Annotated in this window: 18 protein-coding genes; 8 read left to right on the top strand and 10 right to left on the bottom strand. The window is 68.2% G+C overall.

Annotation, left to right across the window (positions count from 1 at the left end; translation table 11 throughout):
• The first annotated feature begins 119 nt into the window (after positions 1-119).
• The 4 genes from AB1281_RS08090 to AB1281_RS08105 all read left to right on the top strand — a co-directional run bounded on the left by AB1281_RS08090 (position 120) and on the right by AB1281_RS08105 (position 5,606).
• The gene (locus tag AB1281_RS08090; RefSeq protein ID WP_430345543.1) at positions 120-1,268 is read left to right on the top strand and encodes an efflux RND transporter periplasmic adaptor subunit; all 1,149 of its coding nucleotides are present in this window, start codon (positions 120-122) and stop codon (positions 1,266-1,268) included.
• Positions 1,269-1,304: 36 nt separating this feature from the next.
• On the top strand, positions 1,305-4,454 hold the full coding sequence (locus tag AB1281_RS08095) for a multidrug efflux RND transporter permease subunit (protein ID WP_430345544.1): 3,150 nt from the start codon (positions 1,305-1,307) through the stop codon (positions 4,452-4,454).
• Positions 4,435-4,827: a nuclear transport factor 2 family protein gene (locus AB1281_RS08100; protein ID WP_075674583.1), complete on the top strand. Its 393-nt coding sequence runs from the start codon at positions 4,435-4,437 to the stop codon at positions 4,825-4,827. Before AB1281_RS08095 ends, AB1281_RS08100 begins: the two co-directional genes overlap by 20 nt.
• A gap of 83 nt (positions 4,828-4,910) precedes the next feature.
• Positions 4,911-5,606: a COG3650 family protein gene (locus AB1281_RS08105; protein WP_430345545.1), complete on the top strand. Its 696-nt coding sequence runs from the start codon at positions 4,911-4,913 to the stop codon at positions 5,604-5,606.
• A gap of 52 nt (positions 5,607-5,658) precedes the next feature.
• Here AB1281_RS08105 and AB1281_RS08110 read toward each other — a convergent pair whose 3' ends face one another.
• The 6 genes from AB1281_RS08110 to AB1281_RS08135 form a co-directional block, all read right to left on the bottom strand.
• Positions 5,659-6,204, bottom strand: coding sequence for a hypothetical protein (locus AB1281_RS08110; protein WP_430345546.1), 546 nt, complete (start codon positions 6,202-6,204; stop codon positions 5,659-5,661).
• Positions 6,194-6,760 (bottom strand): elongation factor P-like protein YeiP, encoded by a 567-nt coding sequence (gene yeiP, locus AB1281_RS08115; protein ID WP_005409468.1) that lies wholly within the window; start codon positions 6,758-6,760, stop codon positions 6,194-6,196. Before yeiP ends, AB1281_RS08110 begins: the two co-directional genes overlap by 11 nt.
• Positions 6,761-6,809: 49 nt before the next feature.
• Complete coding sequence (locus AB1281_RS08120) at positions 6,810-7,580, bottom strand: SDR family oxidoreductase (protein ID WP_075674580.1); 771 nt, start codon at positions 7,578-7,580, stop codon at positions 6,810-6,812.
• A gap of 100 nt (positions 7,581-7,680) precedes the next feature.
• Positions 7,681-8,577: a hydroxymethylglutaryl-CoA lyase gene (locus tag AB1281_RS08125; RefSeq protein ID WP_008268685.1), complete on the bottom strand. Its 897-nt coding sequence runs from the start codon at positions 8,575-8,577 to the stop codon at positions 7,681-7,683.
• Positions 8,574-8,975 carry a VOC family protein gene (locus AB1281_RS08130; RefSeq protein WP_430345547.1) on the bottom strand — a complete coding sequence of 134 codons (402 nt, stop codon included), beginning with the start codon at positions 8,973-8,975 and terminating at the stop codon, positions 8,574-8,576. Before AB1281_RS08130 ends, AB1281_RS08125 begins: the two co-directional genes overlap by 4 nt.
• Positions 8,976-8,977: 2 nt before the next feature.
• Positions 8,978-9,766, bottom strand: a complete 789-nt coding sequence (locus tag AB1281_RS08135) for an enoyl-CoA hydratase/isomerase family protein (protein ID WP_014037048.1) — start codon at positions 9,764-9,766, stop codon at positions 8,978-8,980.
• Positions 9,767-9,885: 119 nt separating this feature from the next.
• Here AB1281_RS08135 and AB1281_RS08140 point away from each other — a divergent pair, with 119 nt between their 5' ends.
• The 3 genes from AB1281_RS08140 to AB1281_RS08150 are packed head-to-tail and all read left to right on the top strand — an operon-like array spanning position 9,886 to position 12,256.
• Entirely contained in the window at positions 9,886-10,140 is a 255-nt protein-coding gene (locus AB1281_RS08140) for a FeoA family protein (RefSeq protein ID WP_005409473.1), read from the top strand.
• The gene (gene feoB / locus AB1281_RS08145; protein ID WP_430345548.1) at positions 10,137-12,002 is read left to right on the top strand and encodes a ferrous iron transport protein B; all 1,866 of its coding nucleotides are present in this window, start codon (positions 10,137-10,139) and stop codon (positions 12,000-12,002) included. The genes AB1281_RS08140 and feoB overlap by 4 nt, the downstream gene beginning before the upstream one ends.
• Complete coding sequence (locus AB1281_RS08150; RefSeq protein ID WP_430345549.1) at positions 12,002-12,256, top strand: DUF6587 family protein; 255 nt, start codon at positions 12,002-12,004, stop codon at positions 12,254-12,256. Before feoB ends, AB1281_RS08150 begins: the two co-directional genes overlap by 1 nt.
• Before the next feature lie 64 nt (positions 12,257-12,320).
• Here the strand turns inward: AB1281_RS08150 and AB1281_RS08155 are convergent, their stop codons facing one another.
• The 4 genes from AB1281_RS08155 to AB1281_RS08170 form a co-directional block, all read right to left on the bottom strand.
• On the bottom strand, positions 12,321-12,782 hold the full coding sequence (locus AB1281_RS08155; RefSeq protein WP_430345550.1) for a DUF4304 domain-containing protein: 462 nt from the start codon (positions 12,780-12,782) through the stop codon (positions 12,321-12,323).
• Positions 12,783-12,897: 115 nt separating this feature from the next.
• Positions 12,898-13,479: an NAD(P)H-dependent oxidoreductase gene (locus AB1281_RS08160; RefSeq protein ID WP_180837621.1), complete on the bottom strand. Its 582-nt coding sequence runs from the start codon at positions 13,477-13,479 to the stop codon at positions 12,898-12,900.
• Positions 13,480-13,534: 55 nt separating this feature from the next.
• A complete protein-coding gene (locus tag AB1281_RS08165; RefSeq protein ID WP_430345551.1) occupies positions 13,535-13,930 on the bottom strand; it encodes a MerR family transcriptional regulator in 396 nt (131 codons plus the stop codon).
• Positions 13,931-13,934: 4 nt separating this feature from the next.
• Complete coding sequence (locus AB1281_RS08170; protein ID WP_430345552.1) at positions 13,935-14,696, bottom strand: 3-oxoacyl-ACP reductase; 762 nt, start codon at positions 14,694-14,696, stop codon at positions 13,935-13,937.
• Between the two features lie 90 nt (positions 14,697-14,786).
• On the opposite strand from AB1281_RS08170, the gene dapB reads away from it, so the two are divergent.
• Positions 14,787-15,506: a 4-hydroxy-tetrahydrodipicolinate reductase gene (gene dapB, locus AB1281_RS08175; protein WP_080347508.1), complete on the top strand. Its 720-nt coding sequence runs from the start codon at positions 14,787-14,789 to the stop codon at positions 15,504-15,506.
• The last annotated feature ends 162 nt before the right edge of the window (positions 15,507-15,668 follow it).

Here is a 15,668-nt window from a genome sequence, read left to right on the forward strand (position 1 = left end):
GGCCATAAGGTGCTTGCCTCCATCGTATCTCCACAGTTCCTCCATCGAAACCCCATCATCGCCACGCAGACTGCGCGCTTCAGAACCTATCCGCCGCCTGCGCGGCATTGTGCACAGCAATGAGAACCTTCAGGACTCCGGTCGCGTTGATCGCGGCCCTCGCCTTGGCCATGACGGCCTGCTCCATCCCCGAAGCCACCCCCGAAGCGGCGCCGCGCGTCAGCGTGATCAGCGTCGGCCCGCAGGTGGTGCAGCGTGACGACGAACTGCCCGGGCGCGTCGCTGCGGTGCGCACCGCGCAGATCCGCGCACAGGTGGGCGGCATCGTACAGCGCCGCCTGTTCGACCAGGGGGCGGAAGTCAGTGCCGGCCAGGCCCTGTTCCAGATTGACCCGGCAGCGTTCCGGGCCGACGTCGATTCGGCGCTGGCCGCGCTGCAACGCAGCGAGGCGGCGTTGGGCCGCAGCCGCGTGCAATCGCAGCGCCTGCACGCCCTGGCCGCCGCGCAGGCGGTCAGCCAGCAGCATCGCGACGACGCGAGTGCCGAGTACGAACAAGCCCGTGCGGCGGTGAATGAAGCGCGCGCGATCCTGTCACGTCGCCAGCTCGACCTGCGCTATGCGACGGTCAGCGCACCGATTGCCGGCCGTATCGATCAGGCATTGGTGACCGAAGGTGCGCTGGTCGGCGTGGCCGATGCCGAGCCGATGGCTGTAGTGCAGCAGATCGACCAGGTCTACGTGGATGTGCGCCAGCCGGCGGCGCAGCTGGAGTCGCTGCAACGCAGTGCCGCCGGTGGTGGCGAACTGCCGGTGACGATCATCGGTGCCGCCGGCAAGCCGCTGCCCGAGCGTGGCCAGCTGCTGTTCTCCGGCATCAACGTCGATGCACGTACCGGTGATGTGATCCTGCGCATCCTGGTCGACAACCCGCAGCGCCAGCTGCTGCCTGGCATGTATGTGCGCGCAAGGGTGCCGCGGGGTGCCCCGGCCAGTGCGTTGACCGTGCCGCAGCAGGCGGTGCTGCGCAGCGCCGGTGGCCAGGCCTATGCCTGGGTGATCGGTGCCGACGGCAAGGCGGTGATCCGCACGCTGGAGGTGGACGGCAGTGTCGATCGCCAGTGGCTGGTGCGCACCGGCCTGAAGGCCGGCGAGAAGGTGGTGGTCGAGGGCCAGGAGCGCCTGCAGGAAGGCGTGGTGGTCGATGCGCGCGACTGGCAGAAGCCGGTCGCCAGCGCCGGTGCGGTGCAGGCCGGCAGCAAGGGCTGAGCCTTTCCCGGGCCGGCCCCTCCAGGAAAATCCAACATGGCACGTTTCTTCATCGATCGCCCGGTGTTCGCCTGGGTGCTGGCGATCTTCATCATCCTGGCCGGCGTGCTGGCGATTCCGCGCTTGGCCGTGGAGCGCTATCCGGCGGTCGCGCCGCCCAGCGTCAGCATCTATGCCAGCTACCCGGGTGCGAGCCCACAGACGTTGAATGATGCGGTGGTCGGCCTGATCGAGCGCGAGCTGTCCAGCGTCAAGCACCTGCTGTATTTCGAGTCGTCGGTGGATACCTCCGGCGAAGCCTCGATCACCGCCACCTTCAAGCCCGGCACCAATCCGGAGCTGGCGCAGGTGGACGTGCAGAACCGGATCAAGGCGATCGAGCCGCGCCTGCCGCGCAGCGTGCGCCAGAACGGCCTGTTCGTGGAGGCCGCCGATTCCGGCTTCCTGATGCTGGTCGGCCTGCGTTCGCCGGATGCCAGCGTCAGCGAGGCGGCGCTGGGCGATTTCATGGCGCGCAACATCATCGAAGAGCTGCGCCGCATCGATGGCGTCGGCCGCGTGCAGTTGTTCGGTGCCGAGCAGGCGATGCGCGTGTGGCTGGACCCGACCCGGTTGACCGGCTACGGCCTGACCATGGGCGATGTGGCGACCGCCATCGAGCAGCAGAACCTGGAGATCTCGCCCGGACGCATCGGTGATTCGCCGGGTGTTCCAGGCCAGCGCATCACCGTGCCGCTCAGCGCCGACGGCCAGTTGTCCACGCCGGAACAGTTCGCGGCGATCGTACTGCGTGCCGGGGCCGACGGTTCGCGGGTGGTGCTGGGTGATGTCGCCCGCGTTGAACTGGGCGCGCAGAGCTATGCCTGGGGCACCCGCGAGGACGGCCACCCGGCCACCGCCGCCGGCGTGCAGCTGCGCCCGGGCGCGAATGCGGTGCGCACGGCGTCAGCGGTCCGTGAGCGCATGGCCGAACTGGCGCCGCTGTTGCCGCGCGGCGTGGAGGCGAGCATCCCGTTCGACACCGCACCGTTCGTGAAGATCTCGATCCAGAAGGTGGTGCAGACGTTGCTGGAGGCGATGCTGCTGGTGTTCGCGGTGATGTACCTGTTCCTGCAGAACTGGCGCTACACGCTGATTCCAGCGCTGGTCGCACCGATCGCGCTGCTCGGCACCTTCGCGGTAATGCTGGCGCTGGGCTTCTCGATCAACGTGCTGACCATGTTCGGCATGGTGCTGGCAATCGGCATCATCGTCGACGACGCGATCGTGGTGGTCGAGGGCGTGGAACGGATCATGGCCGAGGAGGGCCTGCCGCCGCGCGAGGCCACCATCAAGGCGATGCGCGAGCTGACCGGTGCGGTGATCGGCATCACCCTGGTGCTGACCGCGGTGTTCATTCCGATGGCCTTGGCCAGCGGCTCGGTGGGCGCGATCTACCGCCAGTTCACCGTGGCGATGGCGGTGTCGATCCTGTTCTCGGCGCTGCTGGCGTTGAGCCTGACGCCGGCGCTGTGCGCGACCCTGCTGCGCCCGAACACCCATGGCCACCATGGTCGTGGTGGCCTGTTCGGTGCCTTCAATCGTAGCTTCGAGAAGATGACCGGGCGCTACCAGCGTGGCGTGGCCTCGGTGCTGCAACGGAGCGGGCGGGTGATGGGCGTGTTCGCCGCACTGGTGGCGGCGCTGCTGCTGGGCCTGCACTGGTTGCCGGGCGCATTCCTGCCGGAAGAGGACCAGGGCTATTTCATGACCTCGATCCAGCTGCCGGCAGAAGCCACCGCCGAACGCACGCTGGCGGTGGTCGAAGCCTACGAACGGCATGTGGCATCGCGCCCGGGCATCGGCTCCAACCAGTCGATCCTCGGCTACAGCTTCTCCGGTTCCGGCCCCAGCGCGGCGCTGACCTACACCATGCTCAAGGACTGGGGCGAGCGCGCAGGCGCCACCGCGGCCGGCGAGGTGGCAGCCGCGCAGAAGGCGATGGCCGCGATTGCCGAGGGCGAGGTGATGAGTGTGATGCCCCCGGCGATCGACAGCCTGGGCCGTTCGTCCGGGTTCTCGCTCGCCCTGCAGGCACGTACCGGGCAGAGCCAGGCCGAACTGCGCGCGGCCCTGCAGCAGCTGCTGAAGCTGGCCGAGGCCAGCCCGCTGCTGTCGGAAGTGCATGCCGATGGCCTGCCTGCAGGCACCAGCGTGCGGCTGGACATCGACCGGGCCAAGGCCGAGGCGATGGGCGTGGGCTTCGAGCACATCAGCAGCACGCTGTCGACGGCAATGGGCTCGCAGTACGTCAATGATTTCCCCAACAAGGGCCGGTTGCAGCAGGTGATCCTGCAGGCCGATGCGCCGCATCGCATGGAACTGGAGGATGTGCTGAAGCTTTACGTGCGTAACAGCGAGGGTGGCATGGTGGCGCTCTCCGAACTGGTGACCCCGCACTGGACCGAGGCGCCGTTGCAGCTGCAACGCTATCTCGGCTTCCCGGCGCTGAACCTGTCCGGCGCCCCGGCCTCCGGCGTGTCGACCGGCCAGGCCATGGCGGAGATGGAGCGGTTGGCCGAAAAGCTGCCGTCCGGCTTCGCCCTGCAGTGGACCAGCCAGTCGCTGCAGGAGCGTGAGTCGGGGGCGCAGGCGCCGTGGCTGCTGCTGTTGTCGATGCTGGTGGTGTTCCTGGTGCTGGCGGCACTGTACGAGAGCTGGTCGATTCCGCTGGCGGTGATGCTGGTGGTGCCGTTGGGCCTGCTCGGCGCGGTCGCCGCCGTGTTGTTGCGCGGCATGCCCAACGACGTGTTCTTCAAGGTCGGCATGATCACCGTGATCGGGCTGTCGGCGAAGAACGCGATCCTCATCGTCGAGTTCGCGCGGCAGCTGCAGCAGCAGGGGCGCGGACTGGTCGAGGCGGCACTGGAGGCGGCGCGCCTGCGCCTGCGGCCGATCGTGATGACCTCACTGGCGTTCGCACTGGGGGTGGTGCCGCTGATGCTGGCGCAGGGTGCGTCGAAGGAAACACAACAGGCGATCGGAACCGGCGTGTTTGGCGGCATGGTCAGTGCGACCGTGCTGGCGGTGTTCTTCGTGCCGGTCTTCTATGTAGTGGTGCAGGGCGCGCGGCAGTGGATCGCGCAGCGCCTGCGCAGGCGCCGGCCGATGCCGGAAGGATCCGTGGATGGAACGGGACATCGTTGAAGATCTGCACGAGCGGCAATTGCTGGCGCTGGAGCAGCGCCTGTGCGCGGCGCTGCTGGAGAATGATCACGATGCGCTGACCGCGCTGGTATCGCCAGCCTTGTTCATGATGGACGGGCAGGGCGGGCGCATGCTCGATCTGCCATGGCTGGGTGACTGGCTGGCCGGGAGACTGCAGGTGCGCAGCCTGCAGTCGTACGCGGTGGAAACGCTTCTGTGTGGCCGTCTGGCGTTGCTGTCCAGCGACGTGCGATTGTCCGTGGGGCAGCAGGGCCGGGAGCATGAACTGAAGCTGCGCCTGCTGCGGGTCTGGACCTGCAGTTCCGGCGGCAGCGGTGCGCAGTTGTTGTCGATGGCGGTGCTGGCCGCGTGAGCGCGGTCAGGCCGCTTTCAGGCCCCGCTCACCGGCAGGTGATAGGGTCGAAGATCTCTGTAGTGTCGACAAGGAGTCGAGCCATGCGTGTAGTTCCCAGTCTGTTGGCAGCCTCCCTCGGGTTGGTCCTGGCCGCGTGCCAGCCGGCACAGCCGCCCGCCGCGGGCGGCAAAGATGCCGCGCCGCCGGCCGCGCCCGAACCGGCCGCCGGCACCGGTGCCGGCAGCGAGACCACGTACCAGTGCGGTGATCTGAGCGTACGCGCCACGTTCAATGGCGAGGATGCGGCCACGGTGGTGATCGGCGAACGCACCTTCGCCATGAGCTCCGAGCGTGCGGCGTCAGGCGCCAAATACGGCGATGGCAAGGGCAACAGCTTCTGGACCAAGGGCAGCGATGACGGCCTGTTGAGCCTGAAGGGCGAAGCCGATCGTGAGTGCCATGCGGTCGAAGCCACTGAAGGCGATGGCAGTGCCGGCAATGCCGCGTTCCGCGCCACCGGCAACGAACCGGGGTGGCTCGCGGTCGTAGATGGCGACACGCCGGGCCTGCAGGTGGAAGTCGATTATGGCGAGCGCCGCTTCGATGTGGCCAAGCCCACCGAAGGTGCTGACGGTTGGAGTGGCAAGGCGTCCGACGGTACCGACGTGAAGCTCAGCTTCCAGCGCACCACGTGCCAGGACGACATGAGTGGCGAGGCATTCGATGCCAAGGTGAACCTGACCATCGGCACCCGCCAGTATCACGGCTGCGGCAACTTCGGCGCGAAGCAGCCGTAAGGCATCTGTTCTGTAGAGCCGAGCCCACGCTCGGCTCTACATCATAGAGGGGTCAGCCCCCGCAGGGCTTCAGGTCGAGATCGAAGTCCAGGTCATAGCGTGTGTTGATTCCGATCAGCGCTGCGCGGACAGCGCAGTCACCGCGATGACGCGCGACCAGATCGGTGAAGATCTTCTCGCGGCCCTCGCAGTACTTCGCGCTGGCCTCTTCCAGTTCGCGGCGACGCTCGTCGTCGTACGGCTCTTCGCCGGCGAAATGCTGGCAGGTGTTCTCGCGCGCGAGGAAGGCCTGCACGTCGGCCGGCATCGCGCAGTAGATGCGCACGTCGTCGACGTCGTACACATCGCCTGGGACCGGACAGCCTGCGGCTGCACGTGCCTTGTCCAGGTCCTCATCGCCCGAGGTCAGGTCGGTAGCGGGCTCCGCTTCGGCGGTGGCCTCGACGGCGGCCGGTGCCTCCACCGCAGGTGGGGCCGTCACGGCCGGTTCGGCCGGCGTGGTCTTCGGCGTGGCGTCGGCAGCGTTGTCCGCTGCCTGCGGCGAGCACGCCGCAAGCAGGGACAGGCAGCCGATCAGCGCAAGGCGCTTAGTCGGCACGGCCAGCGAATTCGCCGGTGGCGGTGTTCACCAGCACGCGTTCGCCGTTGACGATGTACTCCGGCACCATGATCTCGATGCCGGTGTTGAGCTTGGCCGGCTTCGGGCGCTTGGTGGCGGTGCCGCCTTTCAGTTCCGGCGGCGTCTCGATCACTTCCAGCACCACCGAGGCCGGCAGCTGGATCGCCACCGGCTGCTCGTCGATCACCTGCACGTAGATGCCGGTCAGGCCGTCGGTGATGTAGCCGGCGTCGTCGCCGATCACGTCTGCGTCCAGGGTGTACGGGGTGTAGTCCTCGTCATCGAGGAACACGAACGCATCGCCATCCTTGTACGAATAGGTGGACTGGCGGCGCAGCAGTTCGACCTCGACCAGGTTGTCGTCGGCATCGAAGCTGGCATCGAGCTTGTTGCCGCCCGGCACGCTGTACATGATGAAGCGGAAGCGGACGTTGCCGCCGCGACCCTGCGGCGAGCTGCGCTCGATGTCGCGGATCTGGTACACGCCGTTGTTGTACTCGACGACGTTGCCCTTCTTGATGTCGTTGGCTTTCATGGTGATCTAGGTCGTTGGGGGAGGGCGCCGTCCCGGCGCCCGGGGGGAATCACTTCGGAGCGAGGCGGGTAGCGCCGTCCAGGCGGATGGTCTCGCCGTTGAGGTAGGTGTTGCCGAGGATGAAGCCGACCAGGCTGGCGAAGTCTTCCGGCTTGCCCAGGCGCGACGGGAACGGGATCGACGCGGCCAGCGACTGCTGCACCGCCTCGGGCATGCCATCCACCATCGGCGTCCAGAACACGCCCGGGGCGATGGTGTTGACGCGGATGCCGAAGCGCGACAGTTCGCGCGCCATCGGCAGCGTCATCGACACCACGCCGCCCTTGCTGGCGGCATAGGCGGCCTGGCCGATCTGGCCTTCATAGGCTGCGATGCTGGCGGTGTTGATGATCACGCCGCGCTCGCCGTCGGTGCCGGCTTCGTTGTGCTGCATGCGGTTGGCCGCGGCCTTGGCCACGTTGAAGCTGCCGACCAGGTTGACCATCACCGTGCCCTGGAAGCCGGCCAGCGGCATCGGGCCTTCCTTGCCCAGCACGCGACCGGCGCCGAGGATGCCGGCGCAGTTCATCGCCACGTTCAGGCCACCGAGGAAATCGTGGGCCTGGTCGATGGCTGCCGAGACGGCCGCTTCATCACTGACGTTGACGTTGAAATAGCGGGCCTTGTCGGTACCCAGATCGGCAACGGCGGAGGCGCCCTTGTCGTCGTTGAGGTCGAACAGGGCCACCTTGCCGCCCTGGGCGACGAGGTGCTGGGCCACGGCCAGGCCGAGGCCGGAAACGCCGCCAGTGATCACGGCACGTACGGAAGACAGCTGCATTGAACGGTCCTGCAGGTTCGAGAACCGCCGATTCTAACGGAAGCCGCGACCGCCGCTGTTGTGCACTGCGCCGCCTTTGCAGGGCGGCGCAGTGCAACGGTCAGCCGGCGGCGGCCAGCGCCTGCCCGGTGCGGCTGGCGGTGGCGCGGCCGAGCAGGCCGGCCAGCCAGCGGCCGGTCTCGGCCAGTGCCGGCAGGTCCACGCCGCTGTCCAGGCCCAGGCCCTGCAGCAGGTAGACCACATCCTCGCTGGCGACGTTGCCGCTGGCGCCCTTTGCATACGGGCAGCCACCGGCACCGGACACCGCGCTGTCGACCACGCGCACGCCTTCTTCCAGGCAGGTGGCGATGTTGGCGATGGCCTGGCCGTAGGTGTCGTGGAAGTGCACGGCCAGTGCCGCCATTGGAATCTCGGCGGCAACCGCCTGCAGCATCGCCCGTGCCTTGCGCGGGGTGCCGACGCCGATGGTGTCGCCCAGCGAGATTTCGTAACAGCCCATCTGGTGCAGGGCGCGCGCCACCCGCACCACGTCGGCCAGTGGTACCTCGCCCTGGTAGGGGCAGCCGAGCACGGTGGAGACATAGCCGCGCACGCGCACGCCATCGGCGGCGGCGCGGCGCAGGATCGGCTCGAACCGGGCCAGCGATTCGTCGATGCCGGCATTGGTGTTGGTACGGTTGAACGCCTCGGAGGCCGCGGTGAACACCGCCACTTCCTCCACGCCCACCGCACGGGCGCGGTCGTAGCCCTGTTCGTTCGGCACCAGTACCGGGTAGTGGATGCCCGGCCGGCGCTGGATGCCGGCATAGACCTCGGCGGCGTCGGCCAACTGCGGGATCCACTTCGGGCTGACGAAGCTGGTCGCCTCGATGCTGCGCAGGCCGGTGGCCGACAGGCGGTTGATCAGTTCGATCTTGTCGGCGGTGGACACCGACTGCTTTTCGTTCTGCAGGCCGTCACGCGGGCCGACCTCGACGATGCGGACGTAGTCGCTCATGCGGCCACCTCGCTGACGGGGCGATGGCAGACCGCCTCGATGTTGTTGCCGTCCGGGTCGAGCACGAAGGCGCCGTAGTAGTCGGGGTGGTACCACGGGCGCAGGCCCGGCGCGCCGTTGTCGCGGCCGCCGGCGGCGAGGGCGGCGGCATGGAAGGCGTCCACCTGGTCGCGGCTGGCGCAGGCGAAGGCCACGTGCACGCCGTGGCTGGCGGTGCCGCCGTTACCGAGCCAGAAGAACGGCTTGCCGTCGCTGCCGAAGCCGATGTGGTCGTGCGCGCCGGTCTGTTCGGCGGTCACTTCCATCACCACGCCGATCTGCAGCGGCGCCAGTGCCTTCAGGAAGAAGGTCTTGCTGCGCGCCAGGTCGGCGCTGGTCAAACCAAGATGATCGAGCATGTTCAGGCTTCCGTGACCCAGTGGGGCGCGCGCTTGTCGAGGAAGGCGCCCAGGCCTTCCTGGCCCTCGGCGGACACCCGCAGGCGCGCGATCAGGGCGGCATTATCCCGATCCAGCGCGTCGCGGTCATGGCTGTCGCGGACCTGCCGGACCAGCTGCTTGGCGGTGGACGAGGCGATCGGGCCGGCCTTGTCGAGCAGGGCCAGCTGCCGCTCCAGCGCCTCGTCCAGGCGCTCGGGCTCGACCAGCTGGTGGACCAGGCCGATGCGCAGTGCGGTATCGGCGTCGAAGTGCTCACCGGTGGCGAACCAGCGCCGCGCCTGGCGCGGGCCGATGGCCTCGATCACGTAGGGCGAGATCACCGCCGGCAGCAGGCCGAGGCGGCTTTCGGTCAGGCCGAAGCGGGCCGAGGTGCTGGCGATGGCGATGTCGCAGCAGGCAACCAGGCCGACGCCGCCACCGAAGGCCGCGCCGTGGACCCGGGCCAGGGTCGGCTTGGGCAGCTCGTCCAGGGTGCGCATCAGCCGCGCCAAGGCCAGCGAGTCCTCGCGGTTGTCGGCCTCGCTGGCGGCGGCCATGCCGCGCATCCACTGCATGTCGGCACCGGCCGAGAAGGAGGCGCCGTGGCCGGCGACCACCACGGCCCGGACCGAATCATCGCGGCCGGCGGCTTCCAGTGCGGCGGTCAGCCGGGCGATCAGGCTGGCGTCAAAGGCGTTGTGCAGCTCCGGCCGGTTCAGCCAGAGGGTGAGGACGGCGCCACGGCGCTCGATCTGCAAAGCATCGTTCATGGGATTCCAGGGTCACTCCATACCTGTATGGATCATAGCGGGCCATTGGTCATGGGCCATGACGCGACGCGGGAATGTTAGAATCGAGAACCATTTACATCCAGCAGAGAACACGCTAGATGACGCTGTCCGAACTGCCGCTGCACACCTCGGCCGTGGTCGAGTCCGTGCAGGACCTGCATGCCAACGATGCCATTGCCCGTCGCCTGCGCGAGCTGGGTTTCGTGAAGGGCGAGGAAGTGCGCCTGGTGGCCAAGGGCCCGGTGGGCGGCGAGCCGCTGCTGGTGCAGGTCGGGTTCACCCGGTTCGCGCTGCGGATCAGTGAAGCCAAGCGCGTCGTGGTCGACGCCGCCAGCCAGGAACGACGTGCATGACCGCTACCACCGCCACCGCCCCCCTGCGCATCGCGCTGGTCGGTAACCCCAACAGTGGCAAGACCGCGCTGTTCAACCAGCTGACCGGCAGCCGCCAGAAGGTCGCCAACTACACCGGCGTCACCGTCGAGCGCAAGGAAGGCCGCCTGCGCGCGCCGTCCGGCCGTGAATTCGCCGTGCTTGACCTGCCGGGCGCCTACAGCCTGCAGCCGGCCAGCCTGGACGAGGCGATCACCCGCGACCTGTGCCGGGGCTTCTACCCGGGCGAAGCCGCGCCGGACGTGCTGCTGTGCGTGATCGACGCCACCAACCTGCGCCTGCACCTGCGTTTCGCGCTGGAACTGCGCGAACTGGGCAAGCCGATGGTGGTGGCCCTGAACATGGTCGATGCGGCCCAGCGCCGCGGCATCCAGGTGGACGTGGCCGCGCTGGAGCGAGAGCTGGGCGTGCCGGTGGTTGAAACCGTGGCGGTGCGCAAGCAGGGCGCCAAGGCCCTGGTCGAGCGCCTCGACGCCATGGTGCCGCACCTGGATGCGCCGGTACCGGGCCCGGAGGGTGGCATCGATTACCATGCCAAGGTGCGCCAGATCCTGTCGGTCGCCGTGCGGATGCCGGCGCGGACCGCGAAGATCGACGACGCGCTGGACCGCTGGCTGCTGCACCCGGTGTTCGGCCTGATCAGCCTGGCCGTGGTGATGTTCCTGATCTTCCAGGCGGTATACGCCTGGGCAACACCGCTGATGGACGCCATCGAGGCCGGTTTCGCCTGGCTTGGTGCCTTTGTTGGCAGCGTGCTGCCCGAAGGTCCGCTGGCCAGCCTGCTGACCGATGGCATCATCGCCGGCGTCGGTGGCGTGGTGGTGTTCCTGCCGCAGATCCTGATCCTGTTCTTCTTCATCCTGGTGCTGGAGGAATCCGGCTACCTGCCGCGTGCGGCGTTCCTGCTCGACCGCATGATGGCCGCCGCTGGCCTGTCCGGCCGCTCGTTCATCCCGCTGCTGTCCAGCTTCGCCTGCGCGGTGCCGGGCATCATGTCCACCCGCAGCATCCAGGACCCGCGCGACCGCCTGGCCACGATCCTGGTGGCGCCGCTGATGACCTGCTCGGCGCGCCTGCCGGTGTATGCGCTGCTGATCGGTGCGTTCATTCCGCAGAAGACGGTATGGGGCGTGTTCAACCAGCAGGGCCTGGTGCTGTTCGGCCTGTATGCGGCCGGCATTCTCAGTGCGCTGGCGATGTCGTGGATCATGAAGAAGTGGCGCCGCGACAAGAGCGAGCACCCGCTGATGCTGGAGCTGCCGTCGTACCGCCTGCCGCATGTGCGCGACCTGGCGGTCGGCCTGTACGAGCGCGGCATGATCTTCCTCAAGCGCGTCGGCGGCATCATCCTGGCGCTGACCATCCTGTTGTGGGTGCTGCTGTCATTCCCGGCGGCTCCGGTCGGCGCCACCATGCCGGCCATCGATTACAGCTACGCCGGCCAGATCGGCCATGCGATGGCGGTGTTCTTTGCGCCGCTGGGCTTCAACTGGCAGATCTGCATCGCGTTGATTCCGGGCCTGGCCGCGCGCGAAGTGGCGGTGTCCTCGCTGGCAACCGTGTACGCGCTGTCGGCAGCCGATGACGATGCCGCCAGCCAGGCGCTGACCCCGCTGATCAGCGACGGCTGGTCGCTGGCCACCGCGCTGTCGCTGCTGGTCTGGTACATCTACGCCCCGATGTGCATTTCGACCTTGGCCACCATCAAGCGCGAGACCAATTCGTGGAAGACGATGGCCTTCTCGGCGTTCTACCTGTTTGCTGCGGCCTACGTGGCGGCGCTGATCACCTACCAGGTGACCAAGGCGCTGGGGGGCGGCTGATGGACCGTGGACTGCTGCTGCAGTACCTGATCATTGCGGTGGCCGTGCTGGTCAGTGCCTGGGTGGTGTTGAAGAAGCAGTTCCCCGGCACCGTGCGCACGCTGCGTGGCGCGCTGGCGCTGGCCTTGCTGAAGCCGGGCCGCGCGACCTGGATGCAGGCGCTGGGGCGGAAAATCGCGCCGCCGGCCACGGGCGGCGGTGGTGCCTGTGGCGGTTGCGACAGCTGCGGACCGACGCCGCCCAAACAGCACTGACTCTGCCTTGGTAGGTGCGAACCTTGGTTCGCACGCTCCCGCATCCACGCATGGCGTGGATCTACTAGACCTCTCTGCGGATGATCGCGCGGAAGTTCCCGTCCTGATTCAGTCGCCGCACCGATTCGCGGTTTCCGTGGGTTGCCGCGAAGCCCGCCACATCGGCAAGGGCATCGAGCAGCAGGGCCTTCAGCGCGTCGCGGTCACCGGCCTCCAACAGGTCGTCAAGGTCCTGCTGGATGAACGCCCGGCGCAGGCCCGGCGTTTCTTCGATCCGCCAGTCGACATGGGGCGTAGGAATGCTGGAGCGGTACCTGAAAGCCGTTTCAAGATCGTCAGGCGCGAGGGGATACGCGAGCAGCTCTGGAAAGTAGAGCCCGGCATTCACATAGAAGCCCCGGCTTTCACTGGCGCGTTGGTGATTCACGACAAGCAGGGCGGCATCCAGCAAGCGGTAGCGGGTCGTCGACGTGCCGGCAAAGCCGGTCTTCCGGGCGCACTTGCTGAAGACGGTCGAGGATTTCATGGGCTTTGCCTGGGCCGGAAGCGGGGCCCACAGCCTTGAGGCGCAGTGCCTGGCGGTCAATTGGCAAACGCGACACTGGAACGTGGCCGGCATTTCATCCACGCATGGCGTGGATCTACCTGGCGCGTGAGCCCAGCTCTGCTGCCAACGCCAGCCACTTGCTGCGTTGTGCCGGGGTACTGCTGCGTACCGCACCGAGTCGGCTGACCCGCACCGGGCGGATGCCGCAGAATTCCAGGATGGTGGCGCGGATCTGGGTGATGCCCGGGTCGCGGTAGATCCAGCGGTAATACCAGGGCGGCGTATCCAGCGTGGTGATCACCCGCGCGCTGCGGCCAGCCAGCAATCGGTCCCACCACACCGAATCGCGCCGGTAGCGGAAGGCGTACCCAGGCAGCAGCACGCGATCGAAGAAGCCCTTCAGCAGCGCCGGCATCGCACCCCACCAGGTGGGATAGACCAGCACCAGATGGTCGCAGGCCTCGATCGCATCCGCCGCGTCCTGCAGGCCGGCTTCCAGTGGCTGGATCTGGCGGTAGCCATGGCGCAGCACCGGATCGAACTCGAGGTCACCCAATGCGATCAGGCGCACCCGATGACCGGCATTCTCGGCGGCCGTGGCGTAGCGCTGGGCGAGGGCGCCGCACAGGCTGTCGCGGTCGGGATGGCCAAGCAGGATCAGGATGGAACGGGACACGGCAACCTCGGGCAATGGAATGTGCGCGAGGTTGGGCTATGCCCCAGGGGCAGAGTCAAACCGGGGTCGTGCAGCCGCTGGGTTCCAGCACGCAGTCACTGCTGCCGGAGTGCAGCCACTGCCGCAGTTCGTCGCTGACCTTTTGCAAGGCGCACTCGACCTGCGCCAGCCGCGCGCGTTCGCTGGCAATGCGTGTGCGCTGCTGTTCCAGCAAGGCCAGCACCGCCGGCCAGTCGAGCTGTCCGTCGCGGCCCTGCAGGCGGGAGATCGCGGCCAGGGTGATGTCCAGCGCCAACGCCTGGCGGATCAACTGCACCCAGGCCACATCCTGTTCGCTGTAGTCGCGATAGCGGTTCAGTCGCGGCACCGGCGGCAGCAGTCCGCGCGCCTCGTACAGGCGGATGGCCTTGGCGCTGGCACCGGTCAGGCGGCTGACCTCGGAAATGCGCATTGGCTCAGTCCCGCACCAGACCGCCATCGACCACCAGGTTCTGCCCGGTCACCGCGCGTGACCACGGGCTGGCGAAGAACAGCGCGGCGTCGGCGAACTCGGCCGGGGTGGTGACGCTGCGCAGTGGCGTGTTTGCGGCGATGTAGTCGAACACCGCTTCGGGCGTGGCGGCGCTGGCATCGGTAGTGCGCAGCAGGCCACCGGACAGCATGTTCACGGTGATGCCATGCGGGCCGAGGTCGCCGGCCAGGGTGCGGGTCAGCGACAGCAGCGCGGCCTTGGCGGCGGTGTAGTCGTGGTAGGGCACGACCGGGTTCTGGAACAGGTTGGTGCCGATGTTGATGACCCGGCCGAAGCGACGGGCCTGCATGCCGGGCAGGGCGGCCTGCACGGTGTTCAGCGCGCCACGCACGCTGCCCTCGAACTGCGCCTGGAACGCCGGCCAGCCGATATCGGCGGCGGCGTCGCGGGCATCGCCATTGAACGAGAACGCAGCGAGTGCGTTGTTGATCACCGTGGTGACGCCCTGGCCGAAGTGCCCCAGCGCCTGCTGCAGCATCGCATCGACCTGGCCGCGGTCGGTGACGTCGGCCGGCAGCGCGATCGCCTGTCCGCCCAGCTCGGCGGCCAGCGCACGTGCGGCGCCTTCGCTGCGGTGATAGTTGACGATGACGCGCGCGCCCTGCGCCGCGAACGCGCGGGCGATGTGCTGGCCAAGGCCGCGGCCGGCACCGGTGACCAGCACCAGCTGTTCGCTGATCTGCATGAGGGGGCTGCCATCCATTGCATGAAAGGGCATGCAGCGTAGCAGTGATGGCGCTTGCCGGAGCAGGCGTGCTGCCGCTAGCCTGCAGGCATGAACCAGACTCCCCTGCGATTGCTCATTCACGGTGCCTCCGGGCGCATGGGCCAGGCCCTGCTGCGGCTGGCCGCCGAACATCCCGATACCCTGCAGATCGTGGCTGCAGTGACCGGCCGTGCGCCGGCCCAGCGCGTGGTCGACGGCGTGCCGTTCTTCGCGGCCAGCGAGCTGCCCGGTGCGCCGGTGTTCGACGTGGCGATCGACTTCAGCCTGCCAGAGGGCTTCGACCCGATGCTGGCGCTGTGCGTGGAACGGGGCGCGGGCCTGGTGTCGGGCACCACCGGCATCTCCAGCACGCAGCGGCAAGCGCTGGAGGCAGCGGCGGCGTCCATCCCGCTGGTCTGGGCGTCGAATTTCAGCCTGGGCGTGGCGGTACTGGACGAGCTGGTGGAGCGTGCGGCGCAGGCGCTGGCCGGCTGGGACTGCGACATCGTCGAATCGCACCACACGCAGAAGAAGGACGCGCCGTCGGGCACCGCGCTGACCCTGGGCGCGGCCGCGCAGCGGGGTGGGGCGGAGCCGCATTACGCCAGCCTGCGTGCCGGCGACATCGTCGGCGAGCATCTGGTGCAGTTCACCGGCCCGGGCGAGCGCATCGAGCTGGTGCACCGGGCCACCAACCGCGACATCTTCGCCCGCGGCGCCCTGTTCGCCGCCCGCCAGCTGCAGGGCCGGGCCCCGGGCAGCTATCGGGTGCGGGATCTGCTGCAGTAAGGCGGGCTGATTCCCGGGGTCGGATTCCTTTCCAGCGGAAAGGGCTCTGACCCCGTCCTCGGGCGCCTGGGGTCAGAGCCTTTCCCATCCGGGAAAGGATCCGACCCCGCCTCCGGCCCGCATACGCCGCCGGATTGAAATGAATGCGCAATCGCCTGTTCA

It is taken from the genome of Stenotrophomonas sp. NRRL B-14846 (assembly GCF_050473585.1).
In the GTDB taxonomy this organism is placed as follows: domain Bacteria; phylum Pseudomonadota; class Gammaproteobacteria; order Xanthomonadales; family Xanthomonadaceae; genus Stenotrophomonas.